The following is a 12,822-nucleotide window of genomic DNA, read 5'->3' as shown; positions in this document are numbered from 1 at the left end:
CGACGTGTCAAACGGCCTCGTAAAATCCGCAACGCATCGCACCGGCCGTCAACCCGTTGATTCCGCTGGCACCGGCTACTTTGCATAGGGTTGTTTTCGAGATTTTTGTTTGCGGTCGCGAAAACGGCAGTTCAGAGCAGCGGACGATAAACGTCACCGATCCGCGCCGCTTCGGCATCGAGGCTGAACTTCGCCAGCACCCGTGCCCGCCCCCGCGCGCCCATGGCGAGCGCGGTGTCCGGGTCGCGCATCAGCGGTTCGAGCGCGGCGGCCAACGCATCAGCGTCACCAGTCGGGATCAGCACACCCGTCGAGCCGTCCTCGACCACGAGCGCGGCCGCACCGGCGCGCGCGGCGACGAGCGCGCTGCCGGCCGCCATCGCCTCGATCAGCGTCAAACCAAAACCTTCGTTGCGCGAGGTGAAGACGTAGATCGTCAGCCGCTGATACCAGCGCTGCACCGCTCCGATCGGCAGTTCACCGGTGATGACGATGCGCGACTGCAGGCCGGCGGCCTCGATCCGCCTCTTCAGATCGTTCGCAAAGGGAGTCTGCTCCGGCGTGACCTGTCCGACGATGATTGCAGTGAAGTCAGGATAGCGCGGCAGCAGCCGGCACATCGCGTCGACGAACACATCGGTGCCCTTCTGCGCGCGCACGCGGCCGAAGCAGCCGATCGCATAGCGGCCCGGCAGCGCGGCTTCCGCAAAGGCCGCGGCGCGATCGTTCGGCGGCGCATAAACGTCAGTGTCGACGCCGTGCGGGATCACCGTCGCCTTCACCTTCAGGAACGAGGCCGAGATGTCTGAAGTCGCGATGATCGCGTCCATGCGCCGGATCAGCCAGCGCGTGATCCAGCTGTGATGCCGCTGTGCGGCCGACGTGAACACGAGTTTCAATGGCCAGCCGAGCGCGCGCAGGAGCACGCCCGCGATCATCTCGTTGTTGCGCCGCGCGTGCCAGATCAATGGCGTCTTGCGGCCCCATAGTTTGAGGAAATCGGCAGCGCTCAGTCGCGAAATCCCCTCCGGCGCATCTGAGCCGAACCACGCCGCGCGATAGAGCTTTGCCAGCCGTGGCGCCACCATCCGGTTGGTCGCGGTGACCCCGGAATAGCGCCTGTGCAGATTTGGCACGATCACTTCGAGATCGCCGGGGGAATTCGCCACGTCATGCTCCGTTACGGAAGCCCCCTATACGCAACATTAAGCATAGTGACCAGTTCAGGGCTGCCGAAACCCCCTCTTCACCGCGCAAACGTTAACGTGGCGCGTTGATCGAAGACGGGTGAGATCATGACTGTGCTAGTCACCGGCGGCGCCGGCTATATCGGAAGTCACACGGTCCTGGCGCTGGCGGAAGCCGGCGAGGACGTCGTCGTGATCGACGATCTCTCGACCGGTTTCTCGGCCTATCTGCCCGAGGGCGTGCCGCTGTTCATTGGCGACGCCGGCGACGAGAACCTGGTCGAAGGCGTGATCGCCCAGCACAACATCGAGAGCATCATCCATTTCGCGGGCTCCGTCGTCGTGCCGGAGTCGATGCGCGATCCGCTCGGCTACTACCGCAACAATTTCATGACCGCGCGCAACCTGCTCAATGTCGCCGTCAAGCGCGGCATCAGCCGTTTCATCTTCTCCTCGACCGCCGCGGTCTACGGCAATCCGGACCTGGTGCCGGTGCCGGAGCATGCGCCGACGCGGCCGCTGTCGCCCTACGGCTCGTCGAAGCTGATGACCGAGATCATGCTGCACGACGTCGCCGCCGCCTACAGCATGCAATACGTGACCCTGCGCTACTTCAACGTCGCCGGTGCCGATCCGCAGGCGCGTATCGGGCTGGCCACCGTCGGCGCCACGCATCTGCTCAAGATCGCGGTCGAGGCCGCGACCGGCCAGCGCGCCAAGATCGACGTGTTCGGCACCGACTACCCGACCCAGGACGGCAGCTGCATCCGCGACTTCATCCACGTCTCCGACCTCTCGCAGGCGCATCGCTCGGCACTCGCTTACCTGCGCAATGGCGGGGCCTCGACGACGCTGAATTGCGGCTATGGCCGCGGCTATTCGGTGCTGGAGACCATCGACGCGGTGCGTCGGGTTTCGGGGCGCAGCTTCGCCGTGCAATACGCCCCGCGCCGGCCCGGCGACATCATGACCATGGTTGCCGACACCAGCCGCATCCGCGGCCTGCTCGACTGGAAGCCGCAATACGACGACCTCGAGACCATCGCGGCCCACGCGCTGGCCTGGGAGGACAAGCTGTTCCGCGAGCGCCATGGCGAGCTCCGCCACGCCGTCTCGGCCTAGATTCCATCCCAGCGCAAGCCCTTAATTGGGCTTGAAAAGCGCGGCTTTAGCGGGCACAGAGGCCCTTCGATCCCTGACGCGCGGGCAGGCTTTTCCTTGCCCCGTCAATGGACACCGGATGGCCCAGTTTCCAAAGAAAATCACCGACGATCCCTATACGGCGGCAATCCTGATTCGCCGCCTGGTCACGGAACAGGGGGTCATCTACTGGCGGCGTTACCTCGTCGCCTTCGCGCTGATGGCGCTTGCCGCCGGATCGACCGCGGGCGCGACCTACGTGCTCGGCCAGGTCATCAACCAGGCCTATGTCGACAAGAACGTCCCGGGCATCGCGATGTTCTCAGGGCTCACGGTGATCCTGCTGTTCATCAAGGGCGTGGCGACCTACGGCCACATGGTGATCCTGACCAAGATCAGCAACGCGATCCTCGCCACCAACCAGCGCCAGCTGTTCGCAAAGCTGATGCGCGAGAGCGTCGGCTTCTTCTCCGAACGGCATTCGTCTGAATTCCTGGCGCGCCTGACCGCCGGCGCCAAGGCCATCACCGATGTCCTCAACATGCTGGTCAACGCCGTCGGCCGGGATCTGATGATGCTGCTCGCCATGATCGGCGTGATGGTGTGGCAAGACCCGGTGATGTCGTTCATCGGCCTCGTCGTGGTGCCGCCGGCAATGCTGGTGCTGCGCAAGCTGGTCAAGCGCATCAAGGGCCTCGCCTTCAACCAGTTCACCGGCACCGCCGACATTTTGGAGACGATGCAGGAATCGCTCCAGGGCATCCGCACGGTGAAGGCATTCACGCTCGAAGACACGATGCAGAAGCGCATCGACGAGAACATCGCGATCGTCGAGCGCAACGCCAACAAGATGGCCCGCGTCGCCAACCGTTCCAACCCGCTGATGGAGATGCTCGGTGGCTTCGCGGTCGCCGGCTGCCTGCTCTACGGCGGCTACAGCGTGGTCGCGCTCAACGCCACGCCCGGCGCGTTCTTCTCCTTCATGACCGCGTTCCTGATGGCAACCGAGCCGGCCAAGCGGCTGGCGCGGCTCAACATCGACCTCAACAGCCAGCTCGTCGGCGCCCGCATGCTGCTCGAAGTGGTCGACAGCCCGGCGAGCGAACATTCCGACGACGACAAGCCGGCGCTGAAGCTGTCCGAAGCGAAGATCGAGCTGCGCGACGTCAGCTTCTCCTACCGGACCGGCGAGACCGTCCTCAACCGCATGTCCTTCGTTGCCGAGCCCGGAAAAGTCACCGCGCTGGTCGGCCCCTCCGGCGGCGGCAAATCGACCGTGCTGGGGCTGCTGCTGCGCTTCTACGAGGTGACGCAAGGCGACATCGTGATCGACGGCCAGTCGATCGGCGCGGTCTCGCGCAAATCGCTGCGCGCGCAGACCGCCTATGTCGGCCAGGACGTCTATCTGTTCCGCGACACCATCCGCAGCAACATCGCCTTCGGCAAACCCGGCGCGACCGAAGAGCAAATCGTTGATGCCGCGAAAGCCGCCTGCGCGCATGATTTCATCATGAGCTTCCCGCTCGGCTACGACACGCCGGTCGGCGAGCACGGCACGCAGCTCTCGGGCGGCCAGCGCCAGCGCATCGCGGTCGCACGCGCGCTGATCAAGAACGCGCCGATCATCCTGCTGGACGAGGCCACCGCCGCGCTCGATTCCGAGTCCGAGCGGCAGGTGCAGGAGGCGATCGAGCATCTCTGCCAGAACCGCACCACCATCGTGATCGCGCACCGCCTGCACACCATCATGCACGCCGATGCGATCCTGGTGGTCGAGGGCGGCGAGATCGTCGAGCAGGGCCGGCACGACGAATTGCTCCGCCGCTCGGGCCGCTACGCCTCGTTCTTCCGCCTGCAACACCACGACGCCGGCGCTCTGGCGCCGATCAGCGCAACCGCATAGAGTTTCCTTCACCCCACCAAGAGCAGCGAGATCGCTCCATGAACGCCGCCTCCTACGTCATTCCGCTTCCGCCCCAGGCTTCGCTTCCTGTCGTCGGGGAGAGCGGTCGTTATCCGGTGCGCCGCATCTGGTGCGTCGGCCGCAACTATCTCGAGCACATCCGCGAGATGGGCAACGACGAGCGCGCCCCGCCGTTCTTCTTCGCCAAGCACGCCGACATGCTGGTGCCCGACGGCGCCACCATTCCCTATCCGCCGCTAACCAAGGATCTGCATCACGAGGTCGAGCTGATCGTCGCGATGAAGAGCGGCGGCCTCAACATCCCCGCCGACAAGGCGCTCGAGCATGTCTACGGCTACGCCGTCGGCATCGACCTCACCCGCCGCGACCTCCAGATCGCCTCGCGCAAGAAGGAGCGCCCCTGGGAGATCGGCAAGTCGTTCGACGGCTCGGCTCCCTGCTCCGCAGTGCAGCCGGCCTCGAAGATCGGCCATCCCGCCAAAGGCAGGATCTGGCTGACGGTCAACGGCAAGGAAGCCCAGAAGGGCGATCTCACCGAGCTGATCTGGAACGTGCCCGAGATCATCTGGCAGCTCTCCCAGCAGGTGAAGCTCGCCGCCGGCGACATCATCATGACGGGCACGCCGGCCGGCGTGTCGCAGCTCCAGCCGGGCGACAAGCTCGAATGCGGCGTCGACGGCGTCGGCACGCTGAAGGTGAGCGTCGGCCAGCCGGAATAGGCTGAACGACATCTGGAAATCGAAAGGCCCCGGACATGTCCGGGGCCTTTTGCATTTCTACCAGGCCTTCACCGGCCGATTGGCATGGCTTGCCTGCGGCACCCCGCGATTGAGCGACATGTGCGAATGCACGCACAGCCAGCCATCGCCATCTTTTGAAAACACCATCGTCGCTCGGCCGGGGCGCGGAAACGCGCTGCCATCGGGATGGTAGCCCTTGCTCGTCCACGGCGCGACCACCGTCGCCATCGTGCCGTCGGGGGACGCCAGGATCGAGACCTGGTCGAGGACGAAGCGGAAGTCGGTCGTCTTCGGCCAGACGTTATTCCATTGCGTCGTAACCCACTGGTCGAGCCCCGGGATGACGTCGTTATGCGTGCCGAAAGCGAGCACGTCCGGGTGAAACAGCGGCCGCGCCGAGGCGTAGTCGACCTCGCGGACATAGCCTGAGAAGGTATCCAACCACTCGCGGAAGAATTGCACGATCTCGGTGTTCGCAAGTGGCAACGGGGCCATTGCCTGCTCCATGTTTGGCCGCTAAATCGCGGCCACCTTGTTGCCATGGACTGAAGTGTGCGGCAAGATTCGCGGTCGAGGCTGAAGGGTCCGCCGCAGAGACTGCATCAGAAAACGAGAGGATGTCTCGGATGTCGAACACGATCACGGAGCTCGAGGGGCTGCTGATGCAGCGCTCGCTCACCGACCCACAGCTTGTGGCCGCAGCGGAGAAGGCAGCGGACTTCCGCATCCTCCCCGATGCAACCGTCATCAAGATCGGCGGCCAGAGCATGATCGATCGCGGCCGTGCCGCGGTCTATCCAATCGTCGAGGAGATCGTCGCCGCCCGCAAGGCGCACAAGCTCCTGATCGGAACCGGCGCCGGCACCCGTGCGCGGCATCTGTATTCGATCGCCGCCGGGCTCCGGCTGCCGGCCGGCGTGCTGTCGCAACTCGGGGCTTCCGTCGCCGATCAGAACGCCGCGATGCTCGGGCAGCTGCTGGCCAAGCACGGTATCTCCGCCGTCTCCAGCGCCGGGCTGTCGTCCGTGCCGCTGTTCCTTGCCGAGGTGAGTGCGGTGATCTTCAGCGGCATGCCGCCCTATAGCCTGTGGATGCGGCCCGCGGCCGAGGGCGTGATCCCGCCCTACCGGACCGACGCCGGATGCTTCCTCGTCGCCGAGCAGTTCGGCTGCAAAGCGATGATCTATGTGAAGGACGAGAACGGCCTCTACACCGCGAACCCGAAGACGTCGAAGAACGCCACCTTCATCCCGAAGATCTCGGTGGCGGAGATGAAGGCCAAGGGCCTGCAGGATTCGATCCTCGAATTCCCGGTGCTCGATCTCCTCACCTCGGCGCGCCATGTCCGGCAGGTGCAGATCATCAACGGCCTCGTCCCCGGCAATCTCACCCGCGCGCTTGCGGGCGAGCATGTCGGCACCATCATCACCGCGAGCTGAAGAGAGCACCGTCATGGCTGATACCAACCAGATCAAGCACGTCGCCTCGCCGCTCGCGCGCCAGACTCTGCTCGACAGCGATCTCACCCGCCCCGTTGCCGGCAACCGCCCGATCAAGCTGCTGCCCTGGCTGCAGGTCATCAAGATCGGCGGCCGCATCATGGACCGCGGTCACGAAGCGATCCTCCCGCTCGTCGACGAGCTGCGGTCGCTCTTGCCGGAGCATCGCCTGCTCATCCTGACCGGCGCCGGCATCCGCGCGCGCCATCTCTACAGCGTCGGCCTCGATCTCGGCCTTCCCGTGGGTTCGCTCGCACCGCTCGCCGCCAGCGAGGCCGGCCAGAACGGCCACATCCTGGCAAGCCTGCTCGCACCGGAGGGTGTCTCCTATGTCGAGCACCCGACCATCGCGAGCCAGCTCGCCATTCACCTCCAGGCGGCGCGCGCTGTCGTCGGCAGCGCGTTCCCGCCCTACCACCATCATGAATTCCCGACCGCGCGCATCCCGCTGCATCGGGCCGATACCGGCGCCTTCCTGCTCGCCGACGCGCTTGGCGCTGCCGGGCTCACGATCGTGGAGGACGTTGACGGCGTCTACACGACCGATCCGAATGGCGCGGATGGCAAGAAGGCCGAGCTGCTGAAAGAGACGAGCTTTGCCGATCTTGCGAAGCTGAAGGGCACACTGCCGTTCGATCCCGCGCTGCTCGAAGTGATGGCCAACGCACGACACATCGCGCGCGTGCAGGTGGTCAACGGCCTCGTTCCCGGCCGGATCGCGGCGGCGCTGCGCGGGCAGCATGTGGGGTCGATCATCAACACCGGCGCCAAGCCGGTGTGAGGCCGCAGCAACGTCCGCAAAAAAACCCGGAGCCTGCTCCGGGGTTTTTCGTAGGGCGGATTAGCGCAGCGCCGACATCACGATGAGACCGAGGATCAGCGCCGTCAGCGAGTATTTCAGCGTGTAGTAGACGTTGCGGTTCCACTCCTTGACCTTGCGGCTGCCGAGATGGATCTCGTAGAGCTTGCCGAACACCTTGTTGAGGACGCCGACGCTCTCGCCGTCCACGTTCTGGGTCGCCGAGGCCTTGACGATGTGATGGCTGACCCAGCGGTTGATCGCGGTCATGAAGCCGTACTTCATCGGGCGCTCGACGTCGCAGAACAGGATGATGCGGTTGACGTCGGTCGCATTCTCCGCGCTGTGGATGAAGGTCTCGTCGAACATGAAGGCCTCGCCGTCGCGCCAGACGCATTCGACGCCGTCGACGAGGATGCGGCACTTGTTCGAGTTCGGCGTGACGAGGCCGAGGTGATAACGCAGCGAGCCGGCGAAGGGATCGCGGTGCGCGCCCAGCTTGCCGCCCGGCGGCAGCATCGCGAACATCGCGCCGTGCACGCTCGGGATCGCGTTGAGCAGCTCCACCGTCTTCGGGCACAGCGTGCGCGCCGAGGGCAGGAAGTCGTCGTACCATTTCAGGTAAAAGCGCTTCCAGCCGCTCTTGAAGAACGAGTAGAAGCCCCAGTCGTTGTTCTTCGCGGCGGCCCGAATGAAGCCTTCGTCGAACAGGCGCACGGCCTCGTCGCGAATGGTCTCCCAATTCTCGCTGAGCGGCTTCAGCTCCGGAAACTGCTCGACCGGGATCACCGGCTTGTTGGGCACGGCCGAGCCCGCATACATCAGCACGTTGTAGGGCGCGAGATAGGTCGAGTGATCGCCGAGCTGGCGCGCGAAGCGCAGTCGCTGCTTGCCGCGGAAGTGAACGTAAATGGTCGAAGCCGCGAGCACATAGAGGATGACAAGTTGCGGCGCAAAAAGCTGTTTCAGCATTTCCCCAAATCCCGAGTGACCCAGCCGGGGACGTGATCTACTCCGACCCGGCCCGAGCTGCAAGATATTGGCGTGCATCCTGAGGCTGTTCCGCAGGTTGTGATTGGGACGTCCCGAGCCGTGCCGCGCACAATTTGAAATCGTAGCTGACCCGCCGCCAATCCCGGCGTTGCGGCCGGTTTGCGGCATGCTATCCTGGTTCCAGGGTGGGAAAATCGGGGTGTGTCTTGGGGATGTGGCGGTCGTTGGCGGGCTCCGCGCTCGCGCTGGCTCTGCTTGGAATATTCGCACCCGTAAACGGCCAAGGCACTTCGCCGTCACCCCAAGGCGGCAAGCCTCCGGATCCGGAGCTGCGCGGCCAGTGGCTACGGGTCGGGCAGACATTCGCCTGCAAGGTCGAAGCCGGTAAGCGCATCACCCCGCCCGATCCCGACGTGCTCAGCCTTGCCTGCCAGCGCATGGGCGCGCTTGGCGTCGGCATCTCGGAGGCCTCGCTCAAGGCCGCGCTCGGCGAACCGCACCGCAGGCTGCCGCAACCGAACAACGCGACGGCCTATGTCTACTTCCTCGGCAAGACCGACCAGGTCGTGAAGGCGAACCGCGTCGTCGCACTTCAGGTCAGCGGGCCGGCGCCGATCGCCGCCTACAGCTTCAACCAGATCAATCTCGGCGACAGCATCGAGAAGCTCAAGGCGCAGTTCGGCGGCCCCTTCCACGTCGGGCCGAGCGGACTGGAGAAGACCGATCTCTGGACTTATGAGCCATGGCCGTTCTCATTCGAGGTGCGGGAGGACCGCGTCACCTCGATCCGGATCAGCGATCCGCCCGTCGGGGCTAAGTAGGTTCGATTGCGCGCGTGCCGCTCAGACCCGCGACAGCGCCTGCAGGCCTTTGAAGGTGAGGCGCTTTGGGTCGGTAACCCCGGCGAGATAGAGATGGCGGATAAAGGCGACGACAGCGCTGCGGTCGCAATCGGTCAGCGCGACGACAGCGTCGACCGCGATCTTCTGGGCTTCCATTGGGCTCACCTCGGCCTTGCGAGTTACCCCGGCCGAGACAGGCTAGGACTCATCCGTTAAATCGGCGTTAACCGTTCGGGAACCATCGCCGATTCAGCCCGGCGGCCGTATACGCAAAACAACGCATTGGCGGTCGCCGCGCGGCCGCAATGTCTAGCGTGCACCGAGGCTCTTCTTGAGCTGCGCAAAGTGCTTCTTCAGCCGGGGCACGGCGAAGTCGGTGAAGGCCCGTACTTTGGGCACCGCGAGCCGGCCCTGCGGGCAGATCAAATGCGCGGGCATCTCCGGATCCTCATCGCCGGCCAGCACGATCTCGAGCTCGCCGCGCCCGACCTGCTCGGCCACCTGATACGAATACATCCGCGCCACGCCGCGCCCGGCGACCGCTGACGCCACCGCCGCATAGGTGCTGTTGACGACGAGCCGCGGCGTGAACTGGACTGTCCTGGCTGCCGATGAGCCGGCCTGTGGCGCAAAGGTCCAGGAATTGGGAAGATGCGCCATCGCCACGATCTGGTGCTTGGCGAGATCGCCGGGTTCAGCGATGCGCGGGTGCTGCTTCAGGTAGCGCGGCGCTGCGACGACGACGCGACTGATCTCGCCGACCCGCATCGCCACCATCGCCGAATCCGCGAGAGGTCCGATGCGAAGCGCGATGTCGACGCCCTCCTCGATCAGATTGACCGAACGGTCGAACAGCAGGAGCTTTGCCGACACCGTCGGATAGGCATCGAGAAATGCATCGAGGATCGGCCGCAGCACCATCTCGCCCGAGACCACCGGCGCCGTGATCGTGAGCTGGCCGCGGGGTGCCGTGCGCGGTCCGGCCGCGATGTCGTCGGCCTCTTCCAGCTCGGTGAGCACGCGGCGGCAGATCGCAACGTAGCGCTCGCCCTCCTCGCTCAGCTTGATCGATCGTGTCGTCCGGTGCAGCAGCTCGACGCCGACCCGCTCCTCCAGGAAAGCGATGGCGCGGCTGACCGCCGCCGGCGAGCGGCCGAGCTTGCGCCCCGCGGCGGCCAAGCTGCCCTCGTCCACCGCAAGGACGAACACCTTCATCGCATCCAGACGATCCATGCCTGCCCGTCGCCCCATCAAATTCCGGTGACAAGCTAGGCGTTCGCCCCCGCCGCGACAACCGTCGCCAAAGGCCGGACCGGCATTCGTTCGCGCCACGTAACAGTGTCTGCCGGACAACGTGTATTCGCAGCCGGGCCGCCGCGGCGTACCTCAGTAGGCAAGCCAGCCGCTGCTGGCGCAGGTTCTGAAAGCCAACAACAGGAGTCCATCATGGGTATCGAGCAGAAGGTCGCCATCATCACCGGTGCATCGCAGGGCATCGGCGCCGCCCTGGTCCAGGGTTTTCGTGATCGCAACTATCGCGTCGTCGCAACGGCGCGGTCCATCAAGCCGTCGGGCGACGATGACATCCTCGCCGTTCCCGGCGATATCGCCGACCGGGCCACCGCGGAACGCGTGGTCTCGCATGCCGTCGCGCGCTTCGGCCGCGTCGACACGCTGGTCAACAATGCCGGCATCTTCGTCGCAAAGCCGTTCACGCAGTACACGGCCGAGGACTATGCGACGGTGATGGGCACCAACGTTGCGGGCTTTTTCCACATCACGCAGCTCGCCATTGCGGAGATGGAGAAGCAGGTTTCGGGTCACGTCGTCCAGATCACGACGACGCTGGCCGATCAGGCCAATTCGAACGTGCCGTCGGTGCTGGCCTCGCTGAGCAAGGGCGGGCTGAACGCCGCGACCAAGTCGCTCGCGATCGAATACGCCAGGCGCGGCATCCGCGTGAACGCGGTGGCGCCCGGCATCATCAAGTCGCCGATGCATCCCGTTGCGACGCATGCCCAGCTCGGCGCGCTGCATCCGGTCGGCCACATGGGCGAGATGTCCGACATCGTCGGCGCCGTGCTCTATCTCGAGCAGGCAAGCTTCGTCACCGGTGAGATCCTGCACGTTGACGGCGGCCAGAGCGCCGGCCACTGAGCGCGGAGAAACACCTTGCCGATCGTCACCATTCAAGTGACCCGCGAAGGAACGACGCCGGGAGCAGCGTCGCTCACGGCGGAGGAGAAGGCCGCGCTGATCAAGGGATCGAGCCAGTTGCTGCTCGACGTGCTTGGCAAGCCGCTCGAGTCCACCTTCGTCGTGATCGAGGAAGTCGACACCGACAATTGGGGCTGGGGCGGCCTGCCCGTGCAGGACTTCCGGCGCCGCCGCGCCGCAAAGACAGGATGATCCGCGCACCATTGTGTGCGCAGGAGGATGACATGACTGAACTCAATGCAAACACTGGGCACCACGCCCGGCCGCATCAGCGGCCGGGATCGGAATCGGAATCGACTTCGCGTCAGGCTTGGCGGTACGCCGTGGCGGGATTGTCCGCATCACTGGTCGGGCTTGGCCTCGCCCGCTTTTCCTACACGCCGCTGATCCCGGCGCTGATCGCCGCAAAGTGGTTCAGCGCATCCGACGTCGTTTATCTCGGCGCTGCCAACCTCGCCGGTTACCTCGCCGGCGCGCTCGCGGCACGCGCCTTGGCCACTCGCATCGGCGCCGTCCGCGCGCTGCGGGCGATGATGCTGCTTGCCACCCTCTCCTTCTTCGCGAGCTCTACCCCGGTGTCATTCACCTGGTTTTTCGCCTGGCGTCTCCTGTCGGGCCTGACCGGCGGAATCATCATGGTGCTGGCGGCCTCCGTCATTCTGCCGCACGTATCGGCCGCGAGGCGCGGCATCGTCGGCGGCGTGATCTTTGCCGGCGTCGGCCTCGGCGTCGCCGCGTCGGGCACGCTGGTGCCGTTGCTCCTGCAACAGGGCTTGCAGCAGAGCTGGTATGGCCTCGGCGTGCTCTCCGCCGTGCTCACGCTCGCGAGCTGGTGGAACTGGCCCGCGGAGGCCAGGAGCGATACCGCGCCTTCGCATCACGCGACGTCCCATCACGCCTCGCCCGCCGTCCGCGCGCTTCTGCTCCAGTATGGCCTCAACGCGGTGGCCCTGGTGCCGCACATGGTCTTCATCGTCGACTTCGTGGCGCGTGGCCTCGGCCAGGGCATTGCCGCGGGCTCGCGCTACTGGGTGCTGTACGGTCTCGGCGCCATCGTCGGCCCGCTCGTCACCGGCCATCTCGGTGACCGCGCGGGATTTGGACCGGCCTTGCGCGCCGCGTTCCTGATCGAGGCGGCCGCCGTGCTGCTGCCGACCGTCAGCATCGCACCTCTCTCGCTGATCGTGTCGAGCGTCGTGGTCGGCGGCTTCACCCCGGGTATCGTGCCACTCGTGCTCGGGCGCATTCACGAGCTCGTCCCGCATTCGACCGAGCAGCAGCGCGCGACATGGAGCCACGCCACCACGAGCTTCGCGCTATTCCAGGCGGCGGCAGCCTACGGCTTCTCCTGGATTTACGCGCAGACCGGCGGCGACTATCTGGTCCTGTTCGGACTTGGCGGCGCCGCCGTGGTGCTCGCGCTTGCGATCGATCTTGGGCTCGCGCTCGCCGCGCGCAAGGCATAAAGCAGGTGGCGGCGT

Annotated in this window: 14 protein-coding genes; 9 read left to right on the top strand and 5 right to left on the bottom strand. The window is 65.5% G+C overall.

From position 1 onward, the window contains the following. Positions 1-131: 131 nt before the first annotated feature. Positions 132-1,169 carry a glycosyltransferase family 4 protein gene (locus tag OWC48_RS32560; protein WP_282523650.1) on the bottom strand — a complete coding sequence of 346 codons (1,038 nt, stop codon included), beginning with the start codon at positions 1,167-1,169 and terminating at the stop codon, positions 132-134. Positions 1,170-1,295: 126 nt separating this feature from the next. On the opposite strand from OWC48_RS32560, the gene galE reads away from it, so the two are divergent. From galE to OWC48_RS32545, 3 genes are all read left to right on the top strand, one after another. Beyond that, the gene (gene galE / locus OWC48_RS32555) at positions 1,296-2,309 is read left to right on the top strand and encodes a UDP-glucose 4-epimerase GalE (protein WP_282523649.1); all 1,014 of its coding nucleotides are present in this window, start codon (positions 1,296-1,298) and stop codon (positions 2,307-2,309) included. A gap of 118 nt (positions 2,310-2,427) precedes the next feature. Further along, positions 2,428-4,230 (top strand): ABC transporter ATP-binding protein, encoded by a 1,803-nt coding sequence (locus OWC48_RS32550; protein ID WP_282523648.1) that lies wholly within the window; start codon positions 2,428-2,430, stop codon positions 4,228-4,230. 38 nt (positions 4,231-4,268) lie between these two features. Then, on the top strand, positions 4,269-4,970 hold the full coding sequence (locus tag OWC48_RS32545; protein ID WP_282523647.1) for a fumarylacetoacetate hydrolase family protein: 702 nt from the start codon (positions 4,269-4,271) through the stop codon (positions 4,968-4,970). A 57-nt stretch (positions 4,971-5,027) separates the two neighbouring features. Here the strand turns inward: OWC48_RS32545 and OWC48_RS32540 are convergent, their stop codons facing one another. Next, a complete protein-coding gene (locus tag OWC48_RS32540; protein WP_282523646.1) occupies positions 5,028-5,486 on the bottom strand; it encodes a nuclear transport factor 2 family protein in 459 nt (152 codons plus the stop codon). 131 nt (positions 5,487-5,617) lie between these two features. Between OWC48_RS32540 and OWC48_RS32535 the strand changes: the two genes are divergently transcribed. Further along, positions 5,618-6,430, top strand: a complete 813-nt coding sequence (locus OWC48_RS32535; protein WP_259256748.1) for a uridine kinase — start codon at positions 5,618-5,620, stop codon at positions 6,428-6,430. 13 nt (positions 6,431-6,443) lie between these two features. Beyond that, positions 6,444-7,271 carry a molybdenum storage protein subunit alpha gene (locus tag OWC48_RS32530; RefSeq protein WP_166342736.1) on the top strand — a complete coding sequence of 276 codons (828 nt, stop codon included), beginning with the start codon at positions 6,444-6,446 and terminating at the stop codon, positions 7,269-7,271. 60 nt (positions 7,272-7,331) lie between these two features. Here the strand turns inward: OWC48_RS32530 and OWC48_RS32525 are convergent, their stop codons facing one another. Continuing rightward, positions 7,332-8,261, bottom strand: coding sequence for an aspartyl/asparaginyl beta-hydroxylase domain-containing protein (locus tag OWC48_RS32525; RefSeq protein WP_282523645.1), 930 nt, complete (start codon positions 8,259-8,261; stop codon positions 7,332-7,334). Between the two features lie 245 nt (positions 8,262-8,506). Here OWC48_RS32525 and OWC48_RS32520 point away from each other — a divergent pair, with 245 nt between their 5' ends. Further along, positions 8,507-9,103, top strand: a complete 597-nt coding sequence (locus tag OWC48_RS32520; protein WP_282523644.1) for a hypothetical protein — start codon at positions 8,507-8,509, stop codon at positions 9,101-9,103. A gap of 21 nt (positions 9,104-9,124) precedes the next feature. Here the strand turns inward: OWC48_RS32520 and OWC48_RS32515 are convergent, their stop codons facing one another. Then, positions 9,125-9,280 carry a hypothetical protein gene (locus tag OWC48_RS32515; protein WP_282523643.1) on the bottom strand — a complete coding sequence of 52 codons (156 nt, stop codon included), beginning with the start codon at positions 9,278-9,280 and terminating at the stop codon, positions 9,125-9,127. Between the two features lie 153 nt (positions 9,281-9,433). Continuing rightward, the gene (locus OWC48_RS32510; protein ID WP_282523642.1) at positions 9,434-10,357 is read right to left on the bottom strand and encodes a LysR family transcriptional regulator; all 924 of its coding nucleotides are present in this window, start codon (positions 10,355-10,357) and stop codon (positions 9,434-9,436) included. 213 nt (positions 10,358-10,570) lie between these two features. Here OWC48_RS32510 and OWC48_RS32505 point away from each other — a divergent pair, with 213 nt between their 5' ends. Genes OWC48_RS32505 through OWC48_RS32495 form a run of 3 tightly spaced genes read left to right on the top strand, consistent with a single transcriptional unit; the run spans position 10,571 to position 12,807 of the window. Then, positions 10,571-11,281 (top strand): SDR family NAD(P)-dependent oxidoreductase, encoded by a 711-nt coding sequence (locus tag OWC48_RS32505; protein ID WP_282523641.1) that lies wholly within the window; start codon positions 10,571-10,573, stop codon positions 11,279-11,281. 15 nt (positions 11,282-11,296) lie between these two features. After that, positions 11,297-11,533 carry a 4-oxalocrotonate tautomerase family protein gene (locus OWC48_RS32500; RefSeq protein WP_063982190.1) on the top strand — a complete coding sequence of 79 codons (237 nt, stop codon included), beginning with the start codon at positions 11,297-11,299 and terminating at the stop codon, positions 11,531-11,533. A gap of 32 nt (positions 11,534-11,565) precedes the next feature. Then, positions 11,566-12,807, top strand: coding sequence for a YbfB/YjiJ family MFS transporter (locus OWC48_RS32495; RefSeq protein ID WP_282523640.1), 1,242 nt, complete (start codon positions 11,566-11,568; stop codon positions 12,805-12,807). Positions 12,808-12,822: the final 15 nt, after the last annotated feature.

Source organism: Bradyrhizobium sp. Arg816, assembly GCF_029989365.1.
GTDB lineage: Bacteria > Pseudomonadota > Alphaproteobacteria > Rhizobiales > Xanthobacteraceae > Bradyrhizobium.
This window is presented reverse-complemented; position numbering and strand designations above follow the sequence as displayed.